Annotated in this window: 22 protein-coding genes; 17 read left to right on the top strand and 5 right to left on the bottom strand. The window is 59.4% G+C overall.

What is annotated here, in order from left to right; all coding sequences use genetic code 11:
* Window positions 1-25: 25 nt before the first annotated feature.
* The 5 genes from nusA (at window position 26) to truB (ending at window position 6,835) form a co-directional block, all read left to right on the top strand.
* On the top strand, window positions 26-1,681 hold the full coding sequence (gene nusA / locus ACO08A_RS08065) for a transcription termination factor NusA (protein ID WP_422040620.1): 1,656 nt from the start codon (window positions 26-28) through the stop codon (window positions 1,679-1,681).
* Between the two features lie 91 nt (window positions 1,682-1,772).
* Window positions 1,773-2,408 (top strand): RNA-binding protein, encoded by a 636-nt coding sequence (locus ACO08A_RS08060; protein ID WP_422040619.1) that lies wholly within the window; start codon window positions 1,773-1,775, stop codon window positions 2,406-2,408.
* A 29-nt stretch (window positions 2,409-2,437) separates the two neighbouring features.
* Entirely contained in the window at window positions 2,438-5,179 is a 2,742-nt protein-coding gene (gene infB / locus ACO08A_RS08055; RefSeq protein ID WP_422040618.1) for a translation initiation factor IF-2, read from the top strand.
* 102 nt (window positions 5,180-5,281) lie between these two features.
* The gene (gene rbfA / locus ACO08A_RS08050) at window positions 5,282-5,695 is read left to right on the top strand and encodes a 30S ribosome-binding factor RbfA (RefSeq protein ID WP_422040617.1); all 414 of its coding nucleotides are present in this window, start codon (window positions 5,282-5,284) and stop codon (window positions 5,693-5,695) included.
* A gap of 195 nt (window positions 5,696-5,890) precedes the next feature.
* Entirely contained in the window at window positions 5,891-6,835 is a 945-nt protein-coding gene (gene truB, locus ACO08A_RS08045; protein WP_422040616.1) for a tRNA pseudouridine(55) synthase TruB, read from the top strand.
* Between the two features lie 40 nt (window positions 6,836-6,875).
* Here the strand turns inward: truB and ACO08A_RS08040 are convergent, their stop codons facing one another.
* Window positions 6,876-7,724, bottom strand: coding sequence for a LysR family transcriptional regulator (locus ACO08A_RS08040; RefSeq protein ID WP_422040615.1), 849 nt, complete (start codon window positions 7,722-7,724; stop codon window positions 6,876-6,878).
* 97 nt (window positions 7,725-7,821) lie between these two features.
* Between ACO08A_RS08040 and ACO08A_RS08035 the strand changes: the two genes are divergently transcribed.
* Window positions 7,822-8,589 (top strand): sulfite exporter TauE/SafE family protein, encoded by a 768-nt coding sequence (locus ACO08A_RS08035; protein ID WP_422040614.1) that lies wholly within the window; start codon window positions 7,822-7,824, stop codon window positions 8,587-8,589.
* Between the two features lie 37 nt (window positions 8,590-8,626).
* Here ACO08A_RS08035 and ACO08A_RS08030 read toward each other — a convergent pair whose 3' ends face one another.
* Window positions 8,627-9,334, bottom strand: coding sequence for a phosphatase PAP2 family protein (locus ACO08A_RS08030; protein WP_422040613.1), 708 nt, complete (start codon window positions 9,332-9,334; stop codon window positions 8,627-8,629).
* A gap of 86 nt (window positions 9,335-9,420) precedes the next feature.
* Between ACO08A_RS08030 and ACO08A_RS08025 the strand changes: the two genes are divergently transcribed.
* The 8 genes from ACO08A_RS08025 to ACO08A_RS07990 all read left to right on the top strand — a co-directional run bounded on the left by ACO08A_RS08025 (window position 9,421) and on the right by ACO08A_RS07990 (window position 17,218).
* Window positions 9,421-9,774 carry a winged helix-turn-helix transcriptional regulator gene (locus ACO08A_RS08025; protein ID WP_422040612.1) on the top strand — a complete coding sequence of 118 codons (354 nt, stop codon included), beginning with the start codon at window positions 9,421-9,423 and terminating at the stop codon, window positions 9,772-9,774.
* Window positions 9,775-10,224: 450 nt separating this feature from the next.
* Window positions 10,225-10,635 carry a hypothetical protein gene (locus ACO08A_RS08020; protein WP_422040611.1) on the top strand — a complete coding sequence of 137 codons (411 nt, stop codon included), beginning with the start codon at window positions 10,225-10,227 and terminating at the stop codon, window positions 10,633-10,635.
* A gap of 137 nt (window positions 10,636-10,772) precedes the next feature.
* Window positions 10,773-11,324, top strand: coding sequence for a hypothetical protein (locus ACO08A_RS08015; RefSeq protein WP_422040610.1), 552 nt, complete (start codon window positions 10,773-10,775; stop codon window positions 11,322-11,324).
* A 239-nt stretch (window positions 11,325-11,563) separates the two neighbouring features.
* The gene (locus ACO08A_RS08010; RefSeq protein ID WP_422040609.1) at window positions 11,564-12,358 is read left to right on the top strand and encodes a hypothetical protein; all 795 of its coding nucleotides are present in this window, start codon (window positions 11,564-11,566) and stop codon (window positions 12,356-12,358) included.
* A 219-nt stretch (window positions 12,359-12,577) separates the two neighbouring features.
* The gene (gene rpsO, locus ACO08A_RS08005) at window positions 12,578-12,847 is read left to right on the top strand and encodes a 30S ribosomal protein S15 (RefSeq protein ID WP_306142555.1); all 270 of its coding nucleotides are present in this window, start codon (window positions 12,578-12,580) and stop codon (window positions 12,845-12,847) included.
* A gap of 338 nt (window positions 12,848-13,185) precedes the next feature.
* Window positions 13,186-15,312: a polyribonucleotide nucleotidyltransferase gene (gene pnp, locus ACO08A_RS08000; protein WP_422040608.1), complete on the top strand. Its 2,127-nt coding sequence runs from the start codon at window positions 13,186-13,188 to the stop codon at window positions 15,310-15,312.
* A gap of 183 nt (window positions 15,313-15,495) precedes the next feature.
* Complete coding sequence (gene dapB, locus ACO08A_RS07995; protein WP_422040607.1) at window positions 15,496-16,308, top strand: 4-hydroxy-tetrahydrodipicolinate reductase; 813 nt, start codon at window positions 15,496-15,498, stop codon at window positions 16,306-16,308.
* 289 nt (window positions 16,309-16,597) lie between these two features.
* Window positions 16,598-17,218: a 2,3-bisphosphoglycerate-dependent phosphoglycerate mutase gene (locus ACO08A_RS07990; RefSeq protein ID WP_421980985.1), complete on the top strand. Its 621-nt coding sequence runs from the start codon at window positions 16,598-16,600 to the stop codon at window positions 17,216-17,218.
* 57 nt (window positions 17,219-17,275) lie between these two features.
* Here the strand turns inward: ACO08A_RS07990 and ACO08A_RS07985 are convergent, their stop codons facing one another.
* The 3 genes from ACO08A_RS07985 to ACO08A_RS07975 are packed head-to-tail and all read right to left on the bottom strand — an operon-like array spanning window position 17,276 to window position 19,974.
* Entirely contained in the window at window positions 17,276-18,277 is a 1,002-nt protein-coding gene (locus ACO08A_RS07985; protein WP_422040606.1) for an adenosine kinase, read from the bottom strand.
* Window positions 18,278-18,309: 32 nt separating this feature from the next.
* A complete protein-coding gene (locus tag ACO08A_RS07980) occupies window positions 18,310-19,200 on the bottom strand; it encodes a prephenate dehydratase (RefSeq protein ID WP_319385350.1) in 891 nt (296 codons plus the stop codon).
* A 27-nt stretch (window positions 19,201-19,227) separates the two neighbouring features.
* On the bottom strand, window positions 19,228-19,974 hold the full coding sequence (locus ACO08A_RS07975) for a 3-deoxy-manno-octulosonate cytidylyltransferase (protein ID WP_422040605.1): 747 nt from the start codon (window positions 19,972-19,974) through the stop codon (window positions 19,228-19,230).
* Here ACO08A_RS07975 and ACO08A_RS07970 point away from each other — a divergent pair.
* From ACO08A_RS07970 to ACO08A_RS07960, 3 genes are all read left to right on the top strand, one after another.
* Window positions 19,859-20,098, top strand: a complete 240-nt coding sequence (locus tag ACO08A_RS07970; RefSeq protein ID WP_422041854.1) for a hypothetical protein — start codon at window positions 19,859-19,861, stop codon at window positions 20,096-20,098. The genes ACO08A_RS07975 and ACO08A_RS07970 overlap by 116 nt on opposite strands.
* 60 nt (window positions 20,099-20,158) lie before the next feature.
* A complete protein-coding gene (locus ACO08A_RS07965; RefSeq protein WP_422040604.1) occupies window positions 20,159-20,710 on the top strand; it encodes a c-type cytochrome in 552 nt (183 codons plus the stop codon).
* A gap of 187 nt (window positions 20,711-20,897) precedes the next feature.
* On the top strand, window positions 20,898-22,283 hold the full coding sequence (locus ACO08A_RS07960) for a diguanylate cyclase domain-containing protein (RefSeq protein ID WP_422040603.1): 1,386 nt from the start codon (window positions 20,898-20,900) through the stop codon (window positions 22,281-22,283).
* Window positions 22,284-22,343: the final 60 nt, after the last annotated feature.

Raw genomic sequence — 22,343 nt, 5'->3', positions numbered from 1 at the left:
GAACCTGGCGCAAGAGGAGTGGAATATGGCAATCAGCGCAAACCGGCTGGAACTGCTGCAAATTGCTGATGCGGTCGCCCGGGAAAAATCCATTGACCGGATGATCGTGATCAATGCGATGGAAGACGCAATTCAGAAGGCTGCCCGCTCCAGATACGGCACCGAAACCGAAGTCCGTGCCGAGATCAATCCGAAGACCGGCGAGATCCGCTTGCAGCGGCTGCTTCAGGTCGTCGAAGTCGTTGAGAACGTCTCCACCGAAATTTCGCTTGAAGATGCCCAGGCGCGCAACCCGGAAGCAAGCCTCGGCGACTTCATCGCCGAACCTCTGCCGCCGCTCGATTTCGGACGCATTGCCGCGCAATCCGCGAAACAGGTGATTGTGCAGAAGGTGCGCGAGGCCGAGCGCGACCGTCAGTACGAAGAGTACAAGGACCGCGTCGGCGAAGTGATCAACGGCGTCGTCAAGCGGGCGGAATACGGCAACGTGATCGTCGACCTCGGGCGCGGTGAGGGCATCGTGCGTCGGGACGAACTGATCCCGCGCGAGATTTTCCGGACCGGCGACCGCATCCGCGCCTTCATCTACGACGTGCGCCGTGAACAGCGCGGTCCGCAGATCTTTCTTTCCAGGACGCATCCGCAGTTCATGGCCAAGCTGTTTGCACAGGAAGTGCCCGAGATCTACGACGGCGTGATTGAAATCAAGTCGGTCGCGCGGGATCCCGGTTCGCGTGCGAAGATCGCGGTGATCTCGAAAGACACCTCCATCGACCCGGTCGGCGCCTGCGTCGGTATGCGCGGCAGCCGCGTTCAGGCCGTGGTTGGCGAGCTCCAGGGCGAGAAGATCGACATCATTCCGTGGAATGAAGAAGCCGCAACGTTCATCGTCAATGCGTTGCAGCCGGCAGAAGTTGCCAAGGTTGTTCTCGACGAGGATGCGGAACGTATTGAAGTTGTCGTTCCCGATGACCAACTGTCACTTGCGATCGGCCGCCGTGGTCAGAATGTGCGCCTGGCGTCACAACTGACCGGCTGGGCCATCGACATCATGACCGAGCAGGAAGAATCGGATCGCCGCCAGAAGGAATTCATGGAACGGTCCCAGCTGTTCATGGAGGCGCTCAACGTGGACGAGATGGTCGGCCAGCTGCTGGCGACCGAAGGTTTCACTTCTGTCGAGGAAGTCGCCTACGTGGAGCTCGAGGAAATCTCCATGATCGAGGGCTTCGATGACGACACCGCGGTTGAAATCCAGGCGCGCGCCCGGGATTACCTGGGCGAGCTGGAGGCCAAGCTTGACGAGGAACGCCTCGAACTCGGTGTGTCCGACGATCTGCGGACCATTGACGGCCTGACCACCGCAATGCTTGTTGCGCTGGGCAAGGACGACATCAAGTCGATGGAAGATCTTGCCGGATGTGCGGCTGACGACCTTGTCGGCTGGACCGAGCGGAAAGATGGCGAGACCAAGCGTTTCGATGGCGCGCTGACCGGTTTTGATCTTTCCCGCGCGGAAGCTGAGAACATGGTGATGGCGGCGCGTCTCGCGGCCGGCTGGATCACCGAAGAAGAGCTTGCGGCGATGTCTGCCGAGGCCGAAGAGGTCGAGGAAGACGTCGAGGCAATTGAGGAAGTGGCCGAACAGGACGTGCCTGCCGGCGCCATTCTGAACGGCTGAGGACGGCGGTAGCCGGCTGAAGGAAATGGATCGAGCGAAAGCTCACCTGCCGCGATGGGGTGACTTTCGGTTGATCTGAAGGAGTGGCGGCGTGCCAAGGAAGAATGAACCAACCGAACGGCAATGTGCCGTGACCAGGGAGGTTCGGCCCGTAAGCTCGCTGATCCGGTTCGTGCTTGATCCCGATGGACAGGTGGTGCCGGATCTGAAACGGGCGCTGCCGGGACGCGGCGTCTGGGTGACGGCAACGGAAGAAAGTGTTGCCGCTGCCGAAAAGAACAGGAAGAAGGTGTTCGGCCGGGGGTTCAAATGTGAGGCCCTTGTGGAACCGGGCCTTGCGGAACGCGTCGGAGCGCTCCTCGAAAGGTCGGCGCTTCAAGCGCTTTCCTTGACGCGCAAGGCCGGTGAACTGGTCACCGGCTACGCAAAAGTTGAAGCGGCCCTGCGGCGGGATTCTGTCGTCGGGCTGATCCATGCCTCGGACGCGGCCGGGGACGGTGTGCGAAAACTGGCGGCCGTGGCAGCCGGTAACGAAGAACTGGCAAACGGGTGCCAAATCGTCCGTTTGTTCGATTCGACCCAATTGGATTTGGCATTGGGCCGGTCAAATGTGATACATGCTGCACTGCTTGCGGGGCATGCGAGCGAAAACTTTCTTGCACGAGTGCGTGACATGGAGCGTTTTCGCGGTTATTCCGCTGCAAGTGACGAAAAGAGCAACGCATAGCAGGGCGGTTGCGCAGGACTGAAGGCAATATGAGCGATACGAAAAATCCGGGCGACAAGACAATCAGCGTTGAGCGTGGCAAGACGCTTGGCCTAAAGCGGGGCGGTGGCGATCAGGGAACTGTTCGGCAGTCCTTCTCGCACGGCCGGTCGAAGGCCGTTGTCGTGGAGAAGAAGAAGCGCCGTGTTGTCATCCCGGGGCAGGAACCGAAGGCCGAGGCTCCGGCGCCGACCACGCAGCGCCTTGAGCGTCCTGCGGAAGCTCCGCGCAAGCCGCAGCAGCCTGACGCGCAAGCGGCGAAACAGGCGCGCCGGTCCGCATCCGGACAACGCCAGAAGGGCAACGGCAACGTCCTGCGCACCCTGACCAAGGAAGAGGCAGCGGCAAGGGCCGCGGCGCTTCAGATGGCCAAGGAGCGGGAAGTCGAGGAACGCAAGCAGCGCGCCGAAGACGAAAAGCGCATGGCCGCCGAAGCCGCTCAGCGTCAGGCGGATGAAGAGGCGCGTGCAAAGGTTGAAGCCGAGGAGCGCGCCAAGCGCGAAGCCGAAGAGGCACGCCAGGCGGAAGAACAGGCACAGGCCGCGGAGAGCACGGCTGCTGCCGGACAGGACGCAGGCGCTGACGTTGCGCCTGCCCAGGACCGTCAGCCCGCTGCCGCCGACGCCGGCAGGCAGCCCGCCCGCAGGCCTGCAGCGCCGAATGCCGGCAAACCGCGCAATCTCGACGACATGGGAAGACGTGCTGCCCCCGCAGCGCCCCGTGCCAAGACGGAACAGCAGCCGGCTGCCGAGGATGACCGGGCGAGCAAGGGTCTGCGCGCTGTCAAGCGTCCGAAACAGGCGCCTGCACCGACGACGCGTCCGCGCAGCGGAGAAGACCGTCGCCGGTCCAAGTTGACCATTTCCGCAGCAACCGGTGGGGATGACGGACAGCGGGCACGGTCGCTTGCCTCCATGCGCCGCCGTCAGGAAAAGGCCAAGCGCGGTCAGCAGCAGGTCGTGCGTGAAAAGATTTCGCGCGAGGTCACGCTTCCTGAGGCGATCACGATCCAGGAACTCGCCAACCGTATGGCGGAGCGTGCGGTCGATGTGATCAAGCTGCTTATGAAGCAGGGGCAGATGCTCAAGATCAACGACGTAATCGATGCCGACACCGCGGAACTGATTGCCGAGGAAATGGGACACACCGTGAAGCGTGTCTCCGAGGCCGACGTTGAAGAAGGTCTGTTCACCAAGGAAGATGACGCTGCAACGATGCAGCCGCGTCCGCCGGTGGTGACGATCATGGGTCACGTCGATCACGGCAAGACCTCCCTTCTGGATGCGATCCGCAAATCCAAGGTGGTGTCCGGTGAAGCCGGGGGGATCACCCAGCATATCGGCGCCTACCAGATCGACCAGGACGGTCAGAAGATCACCTTCATCGATACGCCCGGCCACGCGGCGTTCTCGCAGATGCGGGCACGCGGCGCCAAGTCGACGGACATCGTGATCCTGGTTGTCGCCGCGGATGACGGCGTCATGCCGCAGACGAAAGAGGCAATCGCGCACGCCAAGGCAGCCGATGCCCCGATCATCGTCGCGATCAACAAGACCGATAAGCCGGGCGCCGACCCGAACCGGGTTCGCACGGAGCTTCTGAGCGAAGAACTGGTGACCGAATCCATGGGCGGTGATGTCATCGACGTGGAAGTCTCCGCGCTCAACGGCACCAATCTCGACAAGCTGCTGGAAATGATCCTGCTGCAGGCCGAGGTTCTCGAGCTCAAGGCCAACCCGGACCGGACTGCGGAAGGCATCGTCATCGAGGCGCAGCTCGACCGCGGACGCGGGCCGGTCGCGACCGTCCTCGTCCAGAAAGGTACGCTCAAGCCGGGCGACATTCTGGTCGCCGGGTCCGAGTGGGGCCGTGTCCGTGCAATGCTCGACGAAAACGGCAAGCAGGTGAAGGAAGCCGGGCCGGCCAAACCGGTCGAGGTTCTCGGGTTCCAGGGCACGCCTGCAGCCGGCGATCTCGTCGCGGTCGTCGACAACGAGGCGCGCGCCCGCGAGATCACGGACTATCGTCAGCGTCAGATTCGCGAAAAGGCCTCCGTGGTCGCATCCGGTGCGCGCGGGTCGCTCGAGCAGATGATGAATCGCTTGCAGGAAACCGGCCGCAAGGAATTCCCGCTGGTTCTGAAGGCGGACGTACAGGGCTCTGCGGAAGCGATTGCGCATGCACTGAACGAGCTGGGAACCGACGAGGTCGGTGCACGCATCCTGCTGTCGGGTGTCGGCGGCATTACCGAGAGCGACATCACGCTCGCGGCGGCCTCCAACGCCCCGATCCTGGGCTTCAACGTGCGTGCCAACAAACAGGCCCGTGAAGCTGCGTCTCGCGACGGTATCGAGATCCGCTACTACAACGTGATCTACGATCTCGTCGACGACATCAAGGCGGCCATGTCCGGCCTGCTCTCGCCGGAACGCCGCGAGACGTTCCTCGGAAATGCGGAGATCAAGGAGATCTTCCACATCTCGAAAGTCGGCAAGGTCGCAGGCTGTCTGGTCACGGAAGGGGTCGTGGAACGCGGTGCCAATGTGCGCCTGATCCGCGACGATGTCGTGATCCACGAGGGCGAGCTCGGAACGCTCAAGCGCTTCAAGGACGAGGTCAAGACCGTGGAGTCCGGCCAGGAGTGCGGCATGAACTTCGTCAAGTACCAGGACATGCGTCCCGGGGACATCATCGAATGCTTCCGCGTCGAGCAGATCGCAAGGTCGCTCTAACCGCCGGAACGGAAATACAGGCAGAAGCGCCGGCGGGATTCAGATGGATCGCGTCGGCGCTGCCACTTTCAGGGCCAACGATGGCCCTGGTCAGGAACACATATGGCTAGACAGAATGCTCAGGACAGCGGTGGACCGTCGCAGCGCCAGTTGAAGGTCGGCGAGACGGTGCGCAAGGAACTGTCCGATATCTTTACACGCGGCGAATTTTCGGACCCCGATCTGGACGGCGCGATCGTGACCATCCCGGAAGTCCGGATGACGCCGGACCTGAGGCTCGCGACGTGTCTCGTGATGCCGCTCGGCGGCAAGAACGCGGAGCGGGTCGAAAAGGCGCTCAACCGCAGTGCCAAGTATCTGCGCGGCCAGGTGTCCCGGCGCCTGACCATGAAATACATGCCGGATCTGCGCTTCGTGCTGGACACCCGTTTCGATGACGACGACCGCATCGGCACGCTACTTCATTCGCCCGGCGTATCGCGGGATCTGGGCAACGACGACAACCGCGAGGACTGAGTTCGGCGGGGACGCTCTGATCCTTTCAGTTTGTCGTCCCTGCGCAGGCAGGGATCCATTACTCAACTGTTCGATTGAGTGGCAGAGCGCGTACACAGGGAATACTGGACCCCGGTCTCTCGCGCTGCTCGAACCGGGGTGACAAGCGGGTGGCTGCAAGTCCACCAAGTTTACTTTTCTACAAACGAATCCGACATGGCACGCCAGAAACAGATCAAGCGAAAGAAGAACGCCATCAATGGCTGGCTTGTGCTCGACAAGCCCTACGGCATCACCTCCAACGAGGCGCTCGGCAAGATCAAGCGGATCTTCTCGCCGCAGAAAGTCGGTCACGCCGGCACGCTCGACCCGCGCGCGTCCGGGCTGTTGCCCGTCGCCTTCGGTGAAGCCACCAAGACGGTGCCCTTCGTGATGGACGGGCGCAAGGTCTACCGGTTCGAAGTCACCTGGGGGACGGAGACCAATACGGACGACACCGAGGGCGAGGTGATCGCGACGTCGGACAAAAGGCCGGAAGCGGAGACGATCGCGGCCGTCCTGGCCGACTTCACCGGCACCATCATGCAGGTACCGCCGAAGTTTTCTGCGATCAAGGTGGCGGGCGAACGCGCCTACGACCTGGCACGGGACGGCGAAGAGGTGGAACTCGAAGCGCGCCCGATCGACGTGCACCGTCTGGATCTGGTGGACTGCCCGGACGCGGACCGCGCCGTCTTCGAGGCGGAGTGCGGCAAGGGCACTTATGTGCGCGCGCTGGCAAGGGACCTTGGACGCCGCCTCGGCACGTGCGGCCACGTGACGTCCCTGCGCCGCCTTCTGGTCGGCCCGTTCGGGGAAGATGACCTTGTCGACTTTGACGACATCCTGGAAGCATCGCAGGAACGGGGCGAAGACGAGGGCATCGAAGCGCTTGTCGAGGAATTTGTCCTGCCCGTACGCAAGGCGATGGACGCGCTGGTCGAAGTGCCGGTCTCGCTGGATGACGCAGCCAGAATCCGAAAGGGCATGGCGATCCTTCTGCGTGGCCGCGAGGCTCCGCTGAACACGGATGTCGCCTTTGCCAGCCACGCGAACGTGCCCGTTGCAATCGGATCGATCGACAAGGGCCGCTTCCAGCCGACGCGGGTCTTCAATCTGTAGTCGGGAAGCTCCGTCCGACCCGCCACGTTCTGCCGCGAAACTACTGTCTGATTTCCTCGTTCAGAAGCTGCACCAGCGTGTCTGTTCCAGTCTCCGGAATTCTCGAAGACCGGTAGAGCGAAAGCACGCTTGAGGCGAGCGCCGGAAGACCGTGCTCCGGGCCGAAAATCTGCAAGGGCGGCGTCACGGCGGGTGCCGCCATTACGGTGAGCGCAAGACCGGCGACGACGAACGCGCGAAGCCCCGTGGGATCCGGACTTTGGTGTGCGATGAAACCGGTGCGTCCCGCACGGTCGAGCGCATCGAACGCCTGGCGCCTGAGATCCCGCCCGTCGGTCAGAAAACCGAGGGGAACGTGCGGCCATGCTTCGGGAACGAAACTGGTTGCGCCCGCCCAGACGAGGGGTGTGCTTTCCGCAAAGAGACGGCCGGGGGTCTTGCCCTGGTCATGCATCAGGACAATGTCGGCCTCGCCCGAGTCGAGGCGCTGCAGCAGCGCGTTGCTGCGGTCGCAGGCAATATGGATTTGCACCTCCGGTTCCCGCTCGCAGAATCGGGGCAGCACGCGCGGAAGCACAGACTGGGCCAGCGAAACCGTCGTGCCGAGTTTGATCGTGCTCCTGAAACGTGCGTTCCTGACCGTGGTGAAGGCTTCATCGGTCAACGAGAGGATGCGCCTGGCATAGGCGGCAAGTACCTGGCCGTCGGGTGTCAGGCTCATTTGTTGTCCGCGCCCGCGCTCGAACAGGGGTTTGCCGATTTCAGCCTCGAGTTTCCGGATATGCGCACTGACGGCGGACTGAACGGTGTTTCTGCGCTCGGCCGTTTCCGTGAAACTCAACGTTACCGACGCGACGACCAGACTTTCAAGACTGTTGAGATCAGGCATTGAAATCTCCAAAAATGATTTATTGAGTAAAAATAAACCGTTTTCCAGATTTTAAGGCAAGCACTAGAAGTCGGCTTCGACCAATGGGGAGCTGCACATGACACTTCCACTTTCCTTCTATCTGGTATCGGCAGCCGCGATTTTTCTGACGGGCTTGTCGAAGAGCGGTTTCGGCGGCGGATTGGGCGTTGTCTCAGTACCGGCGTTGAGCCTTTTCGTTGAGCCGCAATTCGCCGTTGCCGTCCTGATGCCCATCCTGATCGGGATCGATGTCATCGTTGTCTGGCAATACCGCAACAGCTGGCGGCGGGAGGTGGTGTCCGCGATGATCCCGGGCGCCCTGTTCGGACTGGCCGTGGGCCTAGCAACGTTTCAGTGGATGAATGTGGACCTGATCAGGTTTGTCGTTGGGCTGTTGGCACTTGCGTTTGTCGCCCAGCATGTTCTTGAATGCGCGCGCGCTGCCGAGCATGGGGCGGATGGTCGGCGCGGCGCATTCGTCTTCGCGGCCATCTCCGGGTTTGCCAGTTATGTCGCCCATGCCGGCGGTCCTCCGGTGAAGGGCTATCTGCTGCGGCAGCGGATGGACAAGTCCACCTTCGTCGGTACGAACACGGTGTTTTTCTTCTCGATGAACGCGCTGAAGACAGTTTCGTACACGTTCATGGGGCTGCTTTCATTCGAAAGCCTGATGGTCAGCCTTTCGGTATCGCCGGTGCTGCTCGTGGGCGTCCTTGCCGGCACCTACCTGCACAAGCGTGTCGATCAGCGCTTCTTCACCGCGCTTGTCTATGGCTTCTTGACGCTGGCGGGGGCAAAACTGCTGTCCGACAGTGTGATCGCTGTTCTTGCCCAGCAAAGCTGATCCGGAAGGCCTGCATCCGGTCAGCGGGTTCGGGCTGTCAGTGGCGGTCATCGGTTTTGTCGATCCGGAAGGCGACGGCAACGGCGATCAGCAGTCCCGCGAGCGAATCCGAAAGCCAATGGACATCGCCATTGATACCGAACGTGGTCGCCAGCATGACCCAGGCAAGCCAGATCCAGCAGGAAATCGCGATCCAGGCATGTTTCGTGCGCCGCGCCAGGACGATCGACACCGCCGCGTTCGTGGCCACGTGACCGGACGGCCAGCCCTCGACGACACTCATGAGCCCGGCCTGCAGGAAGCCGAAGCTGAAAGTTTGTGACTTGGCCAGAACGGATATCGGAACAAGGGCTTCCGGATGCAGTCTCGACGTCACTGCTTTCAGGGCCGAGACCACGATGAGCGCGACCAGGAAGGCGGCGAGCGTCGCCATGGCGGTCTCTTTCCGGCCGCGTACAGCGCAGATAAGGGGGATCAGCACCGGGACAGCGAAACCCGCCAGCATCGGGAATGCCGACCAGGTGACCGAGAGCGTCGGGTCTTGAAGCCGGGCAAACTGGTTGACGGCGGCATCGATGCCGGTTCGTAACAACAGGACCGTCAGTCCGATGGATACGACAACACTCGTCACAAGCCAGGGATTGAGCAGCCCTTTTTGAAGAAGCCGTGCGAGGGACGACACATTGCTGCTGTCGGGCGCTCCGGCTGGACACGCGCGCGCGATTGCTGCAGGTCGGGCAGACATGGAAATCGCTCCATCGGTTGACGATGGTTCCGCAGTATGATCATAAGTTTTGATGTGGCAACTAGTCACAAAAATAAGAGATAGTCATGAAAATCATACCATCGGCGCCTGATCCGGAAACGCGATGTCCGGTTACCCGATGTCTTTCGGTGATTGGCGGGAAATGGAAGCCCGTGATCATTTTCTGCATCGTGAACGGGGTCGACCGGTTTGGTGCGCTTCAGCGGGCGATTCCGAAGATCACCAAGCAAATGCTGACCAAGCAATTGCGCGAGCTGGAAGCCGACGGACTTGTGACGCGGACCGTCTACCCGGAAGTCCCGCCGCGTGTCGACTACGCACTCACCGACAGGGGACGTTCGGTGTTGCCCGTGATCGAGGCGATGAAGGCATGGGGCGAGGCGAATATGTCCGCACCGGGCAACACGGGTGGATCCTGATCTGTAATGCTGTATGAGCGGAGCCGGACGGGCCGGTCGCCTTTGCCAGCTATGCGAACGTGCCCGTCGCAATCGGATCGATCGACAAGGGCCGCTTCCAGCCGGCGCGGGTGTTTCATCTTTAAGATGTACCAGTCTACCCTTGATGCTCACTGATTGCTTGATTGAAAAGTCTCAAAAGTTCGTGCTAGAGTTACGTCACGGAACTGACGGCGGTTGTTCTAAACGGTAATGCAAGAACGATGTATAGTTTGCGGGCGTAGTAGTGGTTACCGGATAGACGGTATCTGCAGAGTGTGTGGGAATGAATTGACAAAACTATGTTGCGTATGTTCGGCGCCGCTAAACTCGAAAGATGCGAAATATTGTACAAAATGTGAAAATTATCAAAACAGGTGGGTTCGTCTTTATTCTCTAATAGGCGTTTCCTCAATCTTAACTGTAATTCCGATGCTTGTCGTTTTTTTTGCATACGTACAAGAAAAGACAGAGAAAAAGTCGTCAAAGATAGAAATTGCGGCAACTGGTTGCAGCCAAAATCGAATTAGGTTTTTCGCTAGAAATGTCGGAAATAGGCCCGGAGTGATTGCAGACAGTCCTAACTACAGGATTACTGATTCCAGAGGTGCTGAGTACAAAGGAAGGCTTCAAAAGGACAAGGAAATAAAAACAGATTCTTTCTTTTTGCAGGCAGGTGCAGGTTCTCTGTTTGAATTTTACCCGGTCACTGAAGATGGGCTACAAACACAGTTTCAAGGATATGATAAAAACGACAGCAAGTGTAGTTTGGAAGTAGAAATCGAGGTTGTTGAGTTTAGTGAGACGACATCAAAGAGGCGCGTCACATGCAGTTGCGATTAAGTATATCTGTTTTATTTGCATGTTTATTTTACTTCGTAAATTCGATTTTTGAAGATGTGGAGGCAAGCGATCGTAGGAATATATACGTTTTTAAGTACACATCTGACCAAAAATACTCCGGGAAAGTAGATGAATTCGTGGATATACTTACTCACAAGTTATTCAATCTCTCGGAGGTGTCTGGGATATCAAAGGAAACAAAAGACATTATTTCGAGTGTTGACCTTGAGTTAGTGAAAAGCGACGACGGTATCTGGGTTTCCAACAGAGGGTATTCGCCTAACGAGTTGATGGAGTTTTGGCGATCAGAGGACGCGTTGCAGCTTTTTTTTGGCAGGGTGTTCGAGAAGGACAGTACCGTAGTTGCTCGCACTTCTGTACATTTCGGCGGGCTTTCACATGGCTTACCCCAAAATGGGTATCGAATGGAGATTCCGTTAACTCAAGATCAGTATGATACTACCAGAGATAGTCATTCTGCAGTGATAATGTATGCGTTGTCGCTTTTCCAGCTCGGGTTGTTAAACGACCAGTCGGCTGTCGACTGCAGCGAACCACAAGTGAGCAGAGAGTTGATAAGTCTAGCTAAGAACTACGCATTGGATGCAGCAAAAAATCAACAAAAGCTCAAGGAAGTTGAAAAGGCGATAGATGAGGTTGCGAAACTGTTTGGGCAAAATTGCAAATGAAAAAATTTGTTCAAACAATATGCTTTTTCTTGTTGCTTTGCTTTCCTGGCAGTCTACCGAGAGCGGCCGATGGCCAAACAGCACCTGTAATTCTTGGGTTTCAAGGAGAGGGCGGAATTGGTAGAAATGCGTCAAGTACAATTTACTTGAATACTTGGTCTACGATGCGGAGAAGTCCTTGGCCAAATCCGGATAGGATAGACTTTGGAAATTCGATTACCCTCTGGAATTCAGAAGTCGTGGAACCATACACACATGAGCGCGCTTCGGAAATGGCGAAAGAGTGGGGTGCTCATTTAGCGATCTGGGGGCGAGCTCACGAGTATGCGGGCGGGCTATTGATCGAAAGTAAAATCACTGTTCCTGAGTACAAAAGTCCTCGCGGTAGCTTTAGAAAGGCTAGTTGGCAAGTAGTCTATGCTGATCAGACATTTAGAGTCGATTTTCCTAACCGGCAATTTAATTGGCCTAACATTGTTTTGTCGAAAAAAGTGGTATCGCAACTTTCTATGCCGTTTGGAATGCCGATTTATGCTGCTCGAGATTCAGAAACAGTCGTGGGTCAAATGTCTCCCTACGTAGTCGCGACTAGATTTGTCCCGGGGGCAGCAAAAATTTCTGATCGTGGGGTCGAAGGTTGGATCAGATTCCCGGCACTTGACAACTTCGAAAAGCCAGGGGTTGTTCTACTAGCTGGCGGTATTGTGAGACTAATACGAGGCGACTATGACGGAGCAGAGTCATTTTTTTCGCAGCTACTCGAACAAACAAATGATTTGAGCGCTACCAGCGAAATTGACCTGTTACTTCTGAGGGGAAGAGCGAAAGAACTTTCTGGAGAAAGCGGTATGCATGACTTTAAACGGGCATTCGAGCGTAACCCTTATTCATCGCCTGTTATTGAGCATTTCGCGGCCGGGCTCCTGTCACGCAACCGAGATCTACCTGAAGGGGATAAGATCAGCGAATTGAAAAATTTTTTAAGCGAGAACTCTGCGTTTTTAGACTCCGATAGCGATTTTCGTAAGTTTTAGAGCGGATCAATTCAGTTTTCGTTCTCTGGCATTGTTTTGGCTCTGGCTTTTCCCGCTGTTTTCTGCCATATACCGCCGCCATTGGGCACTGAGGCCCAATTCGTCCGGACGGATCCTTTGCTGAACGACATCTCGGCTCTGGAAACATCCGGATCAGGCCGGTCTCCGGCACATCAACGCGTCCGGTCAACGGACCCCCCTCTTTGAAAGGAAAGAGCGATGTCGATTACTGCAGAGCGTAAAGCTGAGCTCATCAAGGAATTTGCGACCAAGGAAGGCGACACCGGCTCTCCGGAAGTCCAGGTGGCGATCCTCACCGAGCGCATCAACAACCTGACCGAACATTTCAAGGGCCATGGCAAGGACAATCACTCCCGCCGCGGTCTTCTGAAAATGGTTGCGCAGCGCCGGTCCCTGCTGGACTACACGCGCGGCAAGAGCGAAGAGCGCTACAAGACGCTGATCGAGCGTCTGGGCATCCGCCGCTAAGGTCTTGAACAAACGAAACGCGGTGGGCTGGTTCCCGCCGCGTTTTGCTTAAAGGCGTCTTCGGCCGTATGCCTGAAAATGGACGGTTTGACGGCCCGGAAACGCGCATTGATAGAGTGCGTTCCCATTTGATGGCAAACACTCTATAGAAACCTCGTGACAAGTCATGGGGCAGGATTGCCGGCTTCTTTCGGTTTCGATTTACGGAAAGCAGCCCGTTGTCTTGCCCGTGACCTGTCCGCCGGTAACCGGCCCATCCGGGGCCGACCGGGAATGTGCCTGCCCGATGGCGTTGCAAGGAGTGCAACGGTGGGCGGGCGACTACGTAAGGACAGATGATGTTTGATATTCATCGTGTAGAAGTCGAGTGGGGCGGACGGCCGCTCGTGCTCGAGACGGGCAAGGTTGCCCGCCAAGCCGATGGTGCCGTGATGGCGACCTATGGCGAAACCAAGGTTCTGGCGACCGTTGTCTCCGCAAAGGAGCCGCGTCCCGGACAGGATTTTTTCCCGCTCACCGTGAACTACCAGGAAAAGGCCTTTGCCGCCGGTAAGATCCCGGGCGGTTATTTCAAGCGCGAAGGCCGCCCGTCGGAGCACGAGACGCTCACCTCCCGTCTGATCGACCGGCCGATCCGCCCGCTGTTTGCCGATGGCTACAAGAACGACACCCAGGTCGTGATCACCGTCCTGTCCCATGACATGGAAAACGCACCAGACATCCTGGCGATGGTTGCTGCCTCTGCTGCGCTGACGCTGTCCGGCGTTCCCTTCATGGGGCCGATCGGCGGCGCACGCGTCGGTTACATCAACGGTGAATACGTTCTGAACCCGGCAGTCGACGACATGCCGGAAAGCGCGCTCGACCTGGTGGTTGCCGGGACGAACGACGCCGTTTTGATGGTGGAATCGGAAGCCAAGGAACTGGACGAAGCGACCATGCTCGGCGCGGTGATGTTCGGTCACACGGGTTTCCAGACCGTGATCGACGCGATCATCAAGCTGGCCGAGACTGCTGCGAAAGAACCGCGCGAACTGTCCATCCCGGACCATTCCGCTCTCTTCGACCAGGTCAAGTCCCTTGCAGGCGAAGAGCTGACAGCAGCCTACAAGATCACCTCCAAGACCGACCGCAAGAACGCGGTGGATGCCGCCAAGGCAAAGGTTGTCGAGGCGCTGATCACCAACGGCGCGGAAGGCGAGGCACCGGAAGCCAACGTCCTCGGCGAGCAGTTCAAGAAACTGGAAGCCGAGATCGTTCGCGGCGCCATTCTCGACACCGGCACGCGCATCGACGGACGTGATCTTTCCACCGTCCGCGCGATTTCCTCGGAAGTCGGCATCCTGCCGCGCGCCCACGGCTCCTCCCTGTTCACGCGTGGCGAGACCCAGGGTCTCGTCGTTGCGACGCTCGGCACGGGTGAAGACGAACAGTTCATCGACCTGCTGGAAGGCACCGTGAAGTCACACTTCATGCTGCACTACAACTTCCCGCCTTACTCCGTCGGTGAAACCGGCCGCATGGGCTCTCCCGGACGGCGTGAGATCGGCCACGGCAAGCTGGCCTGGCGTGCGATCAACCCGATGCTGCCGCAGCACCATGATTTCCCGTACACGCTCCGCGTTGTTTCCGAAATCACCGAATCCAACGGATCGTCCTCCATGGCGACCGTCTGCGGCACCTCTCTGGCACTGATGGATGCCGGCGTGCCGCTGAAGGCTCCGGTTGCGGGTATCGCGATGGGTCTGATCAAGGACGGCGAGCGCTTCGCGGTTCTCTCCGACATCCTTGGCGACGAAGATCACCTTGGCGACATGGACTTCAAGGTCGCCGGTACCGAAGGCGGCATCACCTCGCTGCAGATGGACATCAAGATCGACGGTATCACCGAAGAGATCATGAAGGTCGCTCTGGAGCAGGCCAAAGGTGGCCGGATCCACATTCTCGGCGAAATGGCGAAAGCGATCACCGAAGCACGTTCCGAGCTTGGCGAACACGCACCGCGCATCGAAATGATGAAGATCCCGGTCGACAAGATCCGTGAAGTCATCGGTTCGGGCGGCAAGGTCATCCGCGAAATCGTGGAAAAGACCGGTGCCAAGGTCAACATCGAGGACGACGGCACAGTCAAGATCGCCTCTTCCGACGGCAAGGCGATCAAGGCGGCGGTCAACTGGATCAACTCCATCGCGGCGGAGCCGGAAGTCGGCGTCATCTATGAAGGCACGGTCGTCAAGTGCGTCGACTTCGGTGCATTCGTCAACTTCTTCGGCGCGAAAGACGGCCTGGTGCACATCTCGCAGCTGGCTCCGCGCAAGGTCGGCAAGGTGACCGACGTCGTCAAGGAAGGCGACAAGGTCTGGGTCAAGCTCATGGGCTTCGACGAGCGCGGCAAGGTCCGCCTGTCCATGAAAGTGGTCGATCAGGAAACCGGCAAGGAAATCGAGAGGGAAAACGCCGAGTAATCTCGGCCCGATCTCGAAACGGAAAACGCGCGAAGGACCCCGTCTTTCGCGCGTTTTGTTTTGGCGGCACCGGTACACGGCCTGACAATCACCGTGCGTCCACCGGCGCATTCGGGAACGCGGATTTGCCTCCGGTGCGGAAGCTGCTATACCCGCGGTCGAATATCGCAAGAGAGGATCGACATGGGGCAAATGCGCTTGGTTGTCGTTGGGGCCGGCGGCCGTATGGGCCGGGCGCTGACCAGGGCCGTGACAGAGATTGACGGCGCCACCGTTGCCGCCGCGATCGAACGCGAAGGGTCCGAGTTTCTCGGCAACGACGCTGGTGAGCTTGCCGGTGTCGGCCCTCTCGGCGTTGCCGTGAGCGACGATCCCCTGACCGCTTTTGCCAATGCCGACGGCGTCCTGGATTTCACCGCTCCCGCGGCGAGCCTCTGGTTCGCGGAACTGGCCGCACAGGCGCGCATCGTCCACGTGATCGGAACGACCGGATGGGCCGAAGGCGAGGACGAGCCGCTGAAGGCGGCAGCACGCCACGCGAGGATCGTGAAGTCCGGCAACATGAGCCTCGGTGTCAATCTGCTGGCGAGCCTCGTGCGTGTCGCCGCTGCCGCCCTGGACACGGACTTCGATATCGAAGTTGTTGAAATGCATCACAAACACAAGGTCGATGCACCGTCCGGAACGGCGCTTCTGCTCGGGCAGGCCGCCGCGGAAGGTCGTGGGATCGATCTCGGTTCGCACGCGGTGCGCGCGCGCGACGGCATCATGGATCCCCGGAAGACCGGGGATATCGGCTTCGCCACGCTCCGGGGCGGCTCGGTGATCGGCGAGCATTCGGTGGTCTTCGCCGGCGAGGGGGAACGCATTGAGCTGACCCACCGCGCGGAAGACCGTCAGCTTTTCGCGCGCGGCGCCGTCAAGGCAGCACTCTGGGGATACGACCAGAAACCGGGACTTTATTCGATGGCCGATGTCCTCGGCCTCAACGCATAACGATCGCCTCGAGCCCTTTTGAGTGATACGGAGTCATTTGATGGAACCAATTCAGCTCATATCCAAGGCGCGGAGCGAAGCGCGATGCGGAGTATCGAGTAAGCTCTGCAACGCTGTAGATGGGCTGAATTGGCCCACCGAAGGCCCGGTTTTCGGGCTCGCCGGACGTCGTTGCGCTCTGCTTCCGGTCAACCAGACCGCCACACAGAGCGCGCCTGGCCGACAAACCCGAAAAACGGGTCAAATGGCCCCGAATCACTCAAAAGGGCTCTAGTTTAAGGAGAAAGGCATGGAACGCCTTCTTGTGCTTGTCCGGCATGGACAGAGCGAGTGGAATTTGAAGAACCTGTTCACGGGCTGGAAGGATCCGGGTCTGACCGAACAGGGCGTCGCGGAAGCACACCGAGCCGGTCAGCAGTTGCGGGACCTCAAGCTCGAGTTCGACATCGCGTTCACATCCGATCTGTCGCGTGCGCAGAAGACCCTCGGCATCATCCTGGACGAACTTGGGCAGTCCGGCCTGGAAACCCTTCAGGATCAGGCGCTGAACGAGCGTGACTATGGCGATCTGACCGGCATGAACAAGGACCAGGCGCGCCAGGAGTTCGGCGAGGAACAGGTCCACATCTGGCGTCGTTCCTACGACGTGCCGCCGCCCGGTGGCGAAAGCCTGAAGATGACGGCGGAACGTGTTCTGCCCTACTACAGGGAAGAGATCCTGCCCCGGGTTCTGGAAGGCAAGCGCACGCTCGTTTCCGCGCACGGAAACTCGCTCAGGTCGCTGATCATGGAACTGGAAGACCTGACCCCGGAAGAAATCCTGAAGCGGGAACTGGGGACCGGAACGCCGATCGTCTACCGTCTGGATGAGAATGGCGGCGTCGTCAGCGTTCAGGATCTTGCGGACTAGGCAGACGAAAGTTTGAAGGAAAAAGGCGGTCGCGAGGACCGCCTTTTTTGTGTCGGGTCAGATTTCAAAGCCGCCTTGTGCGGCGATGTTCTTGAGCGGTCGTTCCGGCCTTGCGCCGACATGGCTGATCACGTTCGCCGCACACAGGCAACCAAGCTCGGCCGCGTCGCCGAGCTTGTAGTCGCGCGCCAGGCCGAACAGGAAACCGGACGCGAAAAGATCGCCTGCACCGGTCAGGTCCACGACATTGCTGACGGCCTGTGCGGACACTTTCACCGTTTCGGTGCTGTCGAAGGCCATGGCTCCGTTCTCGCCGAGCGTGAGCGCTGTCAGGGCGCCGGAGTCCCGCGCCGCCGAAATAGCGGTGTCGAGATCCGCCGTTTCGTAGAGCGCTTTCAACTCGTGTTCGTTGGCGAACATCAGGTCGACGACCTTGTCCTTCAACAGCCCCTGGAACTCGCTCCGGTACCGGTCGACGCAGAAGGAATCCGACAGGGTGATCGCCACTTTGCGTCCGTTGGCGTGTGCGACTTCGGCGGCCTTCAGGAACGCTTTCTTCGCCTCTTCCGGATCCCACAGATAGCCTTCCATGTAGGTGACTGCGGAGGCCGCCACGACGTCCTCGTCAACGTCGCTCGTGCCGAATTCGACACAGGCACCGAGATAGGTATTCATGGTCCTTTCGCCGTCGGGCGTGATCAGGATCATCGAACGCGCCGTCGGGTTGCCGTCGACGAGGCGCGGCGTGTTGAAATAGACGCCCGTGCCGTTCATGTCGTGGTAGTAGCTGTCGCCGAGTTCGTCTTCGGCCACCTTGCCGAAATAGGCGGGGTTGCCGCCAAGCGAGGCGATACCCGCCGCCGTGTTTCCGGCGCTGCCGCCCGAAATACGCACGGTCTGCCCCATCTTGTCGAACAGCCTCACGGCCTCGTCGGTATCGATCAGCCGCATGGAGCCCTTGACGAGGCTCTCGCGCACCAGGAAATCTTCTTCGACATGCGCAAACACGTCGCAGATCGCGTTGCCGATGCAAAGCGCATCAAATCTCGTTTCAGTCATGAATTCCTCTGAATATGAAATCAGTTGTCGTGTCAGGAATGCGGATTTGGGCGCAGCGCGCGGTTGGCTTCCGGTTCCTTGATCTTGTCGCGGAACGGGCTGGCCCGGTAGACGCCCAGGATATTCAGTTCCGCGCAAAAGAAGGCGAGCTCTTCAAGCGCGAGGCCGACGGCCGGGTCGTCCGGGTGGCCTTCGACATCGGCATAGAACATCGAGGCGAAGAACTGGCCTTCCAGCTGATAGGATTCCAGTTTGGTCATGTTGACGCCGTTGGTGGCGAAGCCACCGAGCGCCTTGTAGAGAGCCGCCGGCACGTTCCGGACGCGGAAGATGAAGGTCGAGATGACGGGCTGGCCGTTATGGGCCGCTTCCATCTTCTCCCGGGAGAGGATGACAAACCGCGTCGTGTTGTGCGCGGCGTCTTCAACATCTCTTCGCAGGATATCGAGACCGTAGATTTCAGCCGCCATTTCCGGGGCGAAAGCGGCCACCGTCGGGTCGTTCAGGTCGGCAACCTGGCGTGCCGATCCCGCGGTATCTCCGCCGACAACGGCCGTTAGCCCGAGTTCGCGGATGATGTTGCGGCATTGCCCGAGCGCATGGATGTGGCTCTGCACTTTCTCCAGCTTGTCGATGGAAGCACCCCGGGGCGCCATCAGCTGAAACCGGATCGGCATGAAATATTCACCGATGATGTGCAGGTCCGACTTGGGCAGCAGGTGATGAATGTCGGCAACGCGTCCGGCGACGGAATTTTCGATCGGGATCATGGCAAGGTCTGCCGATCCGTCCGCCATTGCGGAAAAGCAATCCTCGAAAGTCGCGCAGGGGATGGCCTCGTAATCCGGGTAGACACTCCTGCAGGCCATGTGGGAATTCGCCCCGTTTTCACCCTGGAATACAATTCTCTTTCTGTCGGTCATGGATCTTTCGCGTTCTGGCGGTTGGGGTCACTGGGTCTGGAGCGCGGCGCGCGCCCGCTCCAGGTCTTGTGGTGTGTTCACGTCCAAGGGGGCGCTGTCAATGATTGAAATGTCGATTCGCATGCCTGCCTCCAGCGCACGCAGCTGTTCCAGCTTCTCGCGCAGCTCCAGAGGCGAAGGCGGCATCTGAACGAAACGCTGAAGCGCTTCCCTGCGATAGGCATAGATGCCGATATGCTGGTAAAGCGGCCCGTCGCCGGTGGGAGCGGTTGCCCGCGTGAAATAGAGAGCCCGATGATGGCCCTGGCCGTTGGGCGTCGTCACCGCCTTCACGAAGCTCGGATCATCGCGAAACTCCGGAAGCGTGATTTCCGTCATAATCGTGCCGATCGAGACATCCGGGATCCGGAGCGGTGAAAAGGCCGCACGGATCGCCTCCGGCTCGATCTGGGGCACGTCGCCCTGCACGTTGAGCACCACGTCATAGCGGCCGTCCGGGTCGAGACTGCGGGCGGCTTCATGGATGCGGTCGGAGCCGGAAACGTGGTCCTTGCTGGTCAGGACCGCCTGACCGCCATGGTCCCTGATCGCCTCGGCAATGGAGGCATCGTCGCAGGCAACGGCGACCGGGCCGATATCGGCGTGCTGGGCCTGCTCCATGACCCGGACGATCATCGGCTTTCCACATATGTCCGCAAGCGCCTTGTTTGGCAGCCGCGTTGCGGCCAGGCGGGCGGGAATTATCACCAGTGCTGCTGTCAATCCGGTCTCCATTCGGGCGGTGCGCGCAATTTTCGTGAAAAAAAAGCCTGCCGCGTCCGTTTGTCATATCAATTGCCCTTTTAAAGCTATGGACAGCAAGGTCAAAAAATTTGTAGGTTCCGGCGAAATTACATAAAGCTGATAGGGGTCCCGTTTTTCGGGAGCCCGGGCGCGTATGAGCTTGGAGCCGGAGAGAATGGATTCCTTCACACTGAACAAGGCCGCCGGTGCGGTTCTGATGGTTCTGATTCTGACGATGGGTGTTGGAATTGTTTCCGACGTCATTTTCCATCCGACGATCCCCGGGAAGCCGGGATACGAAATCGTGGTGGAATCGTCCCCGGATGCAACCTCGACTGTGCAGGCGGAGCCTGATGTCGTGCCAATTTCCGAGCGCCTTCTCGCTGCGTCCGCTTCCGACGGCGCCAACGTCGCGAAGAAGTGTGCGGCCTGCCACACCTTCAACGAAGGTGGTGAAAACAAGTCCGGTCCGGCCCTCTGGGACATCGTCGGCCGCAAGCCGGGCGGACACGATGGCTTCCGTTATTCTTCCGCGATGACGACCTACGGCGAAGCCAATCCGGAATGGACATACGAGTCGCTCGACAATTTCCTTGCCGGTCCCAAGAAGTACATCGACGGGACCTCCATGGGCTTCGCCGGTCTGCGCCGGCCGGAGGAGCGCGCCAACATGATCGCGTATATGCGCGAACAGTCCGGTGCTCCGAAACCGTTACCCGCGGAGTGAACGCAGCGATCCGAAACAGAGCATTGTTGTTAAAAAAGCCGGGTGTGTAGTCCGGCTTTTTTGTTGCTAAATGAAAAATTAACGAAGGTGGGGTCCGTTGTAGGACGGCGTTGGGTTGACGTCTGGCAGGGTCCACATGGGCAGACGCGCGAAACTAAAACATGTTCTAAAGCCAAGTGGGACCTGGGTGGCTTCCATTGCGGCCGCGTTTTGTTTCCTGGTGGGAATCGCACTGACGGGCTACGTCGGACTGATCGTGCGCAGTGAGCTTGTCTACCATCACAAGAGCGATGTTCTGAGCGAGGTGAACGGCGTTCGAGCACGCCTTGAGCTCGAGATCGGGCGCGCCGTGGCCCACGGCCTCGGCCTTCGGGACTATCTCGCCGAGTTCGAGGGCCGCGCATTCGAACCGGACACCTTCCGAAATATCGCCACGGAACTGATCAACGCAAACCCCGGCATCCGCTCGATCGGCATCGCGCCTGGAAACATTCTGCAGGCCGTTTATCCGCTTGCACCGAATGAAGGTGCCGTTGGACTTGACTACCGCTCGAATGCGGCCCAGTGGCCGGCGGTCGAACAGGCAATGCGTTCCAGGGAAATCGTTGTATCGGGTCCGGTCGATCTTGTTCAGGGTGGACGCGCGCTACTGGTCCGCATCCCCGTTTATCCGGCACGCTACACCAGCCAGCCGCTTGCCGAGCGCACATACTGGGGCGTTGCCACGCTGGTCCTGGACGAGGTGAAGCTGCTGGCGTCCGCCGGCGCCCTGTCCGTTCCCGAAGGCATCCGGATCTCGGTGATGTCGAAACCGGAAGACGGCGGCGCACCGGAACGGCTGTTCGGCGACGCGATCCCCGCCGGCGTGGAGCCGGTCGGCGCACCGCTGCTCTTGCCCGGCAATGTCGAGTGGCAGCTTCTGGGCTACCCTGTCGAAGGCTGGCGGAGCACCGGCAGGGAAGTGTGGATCACGCAGTTTGTCGGCAGCGTCCTGGCCCTGGTTTTCAGCGTCATGGCGTTCCTGCTCATCAGCGAAATCTACCGGGCGAGATCGATTGCATTGCACGATCCGCTGACCGGGCTCGCCAACAGGCGCCTTCTGGAAGAGCGCATGAACCAGCTGGTGGCCATGTGCGACAGGTCCGGCGTGGGCTTCGAGATCTTCTACGTGGACCTGGACGCTTTCAAACCGGTCAACGATCACTACGGGCACTCCGTCGGCGACCAGCTCCTGATCGAGATCGGACGGCGCCTGCAGAACCAGACGCGCGAATATGACACGGTGGCGCGCGTGGGCGGCGATGAATTCATCGTGCTCACCCCCGGCAACATGCGGCAGGCGGAAAAGGAAACCTTCGTTGCCCGCCTGTCGGAGCGGGTGAATGCCGCGTTCCAGTTCTCCGGTGCGCAAATCGACATAAGGGCGAGCATTGGCAGCGCAGGCTACCCGATGGATGCCGCCACCATCAGCGACCTCCTGCGCGTCGCCGACGCGCGCATGTATGCGCAGAAGGCCAGGTCGAAGCCTTCAACGTCGAATGTTCCCGAGGGCGGCGTTCCCCAAGCTGGTTAAATTTCTGTCATAATGGCATCCAGCAGGTGACGTTTGTTCGGCTGATCCCTACACTGTTTC

This window comes from Roseibium sp., from assembly GCF_965232425.1.
Classification (GTDB): domain Bacteria; phylum Pseudomonadota; class Alphaproteobacteria; order Rhizobiales; family Stappiaceae; genus Roseibium.
The sequence above is the reverse complement of the archived record's forward strand: the minus strand, read 5'-3'. Positions and strand labels throughout refer to the sequence as shown.

Excerpts from the sequence above, each read along its gene's own strand:
- ACO08A_RS07970 (WP_422041854.1), top strand. The coding sequence starts at position 19,859 with ATGACCCGGACGATCATCGGCTTTCCACATATGTCCGCAAGCGCCTTG.
- truB (WP_422040616.1), top strand. The coding sequence starts at position 5,891 with ATGGCACGCCAGAAACAGATCAAGCGAAAGAAGAACGCCATCAATGGC.
- dapB (WP_422040607.1), top strand. The coding sequence starts at position 15,496 with ATGGGGCAAATGCGCTTGGTTGTCGTTGGGGCCGGCGGCCGTATGGGC.
- rpsO (WP_306142555.1), top strand. The coding sequence starts at position 12,578 with ATGTCGATTACTGCAGAGCGTAAAGCTGAGCTCATCAAGGAATTTGCG.
- ACO08A_RS08035 (WP_422040614.1), top strand. The coding sequence starts at position 7,822 with ATGACACTTCCACTTTCCTTCTATCTGGTATCGGCAGCCGCGATTTTT.
- ACO08A_RS07985 (WP_422040606.1), bottom strand. The coding sequence starts at position 18,277 with ATGACTGAAACGAGATTTGATGCGCTTTGCATCGGCAACGCGATCTGC.
- ACO08A_RS08020 (WP_422040611.1), top strand. The coding sequence starts at position 10,225 with ATGCTTGTCGTTTTTTTTGCATACGTACAAGAAAAGACAGAGAAAAAG.
- ACO08A_RS07980 (WP_319385350.1), bottom strand. The coding sequence starts at position 19,200 with ATGACCGACAGAAAGAGAATTGTATTCCAGGGTGAAAACGGGGCGAAT.
- rbfA (WP_422040617.1), top strand. The coding sequence starts at position 5,282 with ATGGCTAGACAGAATGCTCAGGACAGCGGTGGACCGTCGCAGCGCCAG.
- pnp (WP_422040608.1), top strand. The coding sequence starts at position 13,186 with ATGTTTGATATTCATCGTGTAGAAGTCGAGTGGGGCGGACGGCCGCTC.
- ACO08A_RS07975 (WP_422040605.1), bottom strand. The coding sequence starts at position 19,974 with ATGGAGACCGGATTGACAGCAGCACTGGTGATAATTCCCGCCCGCCTG.
- nusA (WP_422040620.1), top strand. The coding sequence starts at position 26 with ATGGCAATCAGCGCAAACCGGCTGGAACTGCTGCAAATTGCTGATGCG.
- ACO08A_RS08040 (WP_422040615.1), bottom strand. The coding sequence starts at position 7,724 with ATGCCTGATCTCAACAGTCTTGAAAGTCTGGTCGTCGCGTCGGTAACG.
- ACO08A_RS07990 (WP_421980985.1), top strand. The coding sequence starts at position 16,598 with ATGGAACGCCTTCTTGTGCTTGTCCGGCATGGACAGAGCGAGTGGAAT.
- infB (WP_422040618.1), top strand. The coding sequence starts at position 2,438 with ATGAGCGATACGAAAAATCCGGGCGACAAGACAATCAGCGTTGAGCGT.
- ACO08A_RS07965 (WP_422040604.1), top strand. The coding sequence starts at position 20,159 with ATGGATTCCTTCACACTGAACAAGGCCGCCGGTGCGGTTCTGATGGTT.
- ACO08A_RS08030 (WP_422040613.1), bottom strand. The coding sequence starts at position 9,334 with ATGTCTGCCCGACCTGCAGCAATCGCGCGCGCGTGTCCAGCCGGAGCG.
- ACO08A_RS08025 (WP_422040612.1), top strand. The coding sequence starts at position 9,421 with ATGAAAATCATACCATCGGCGCCTGATCCGGAAACGCGATGTCCGGTT.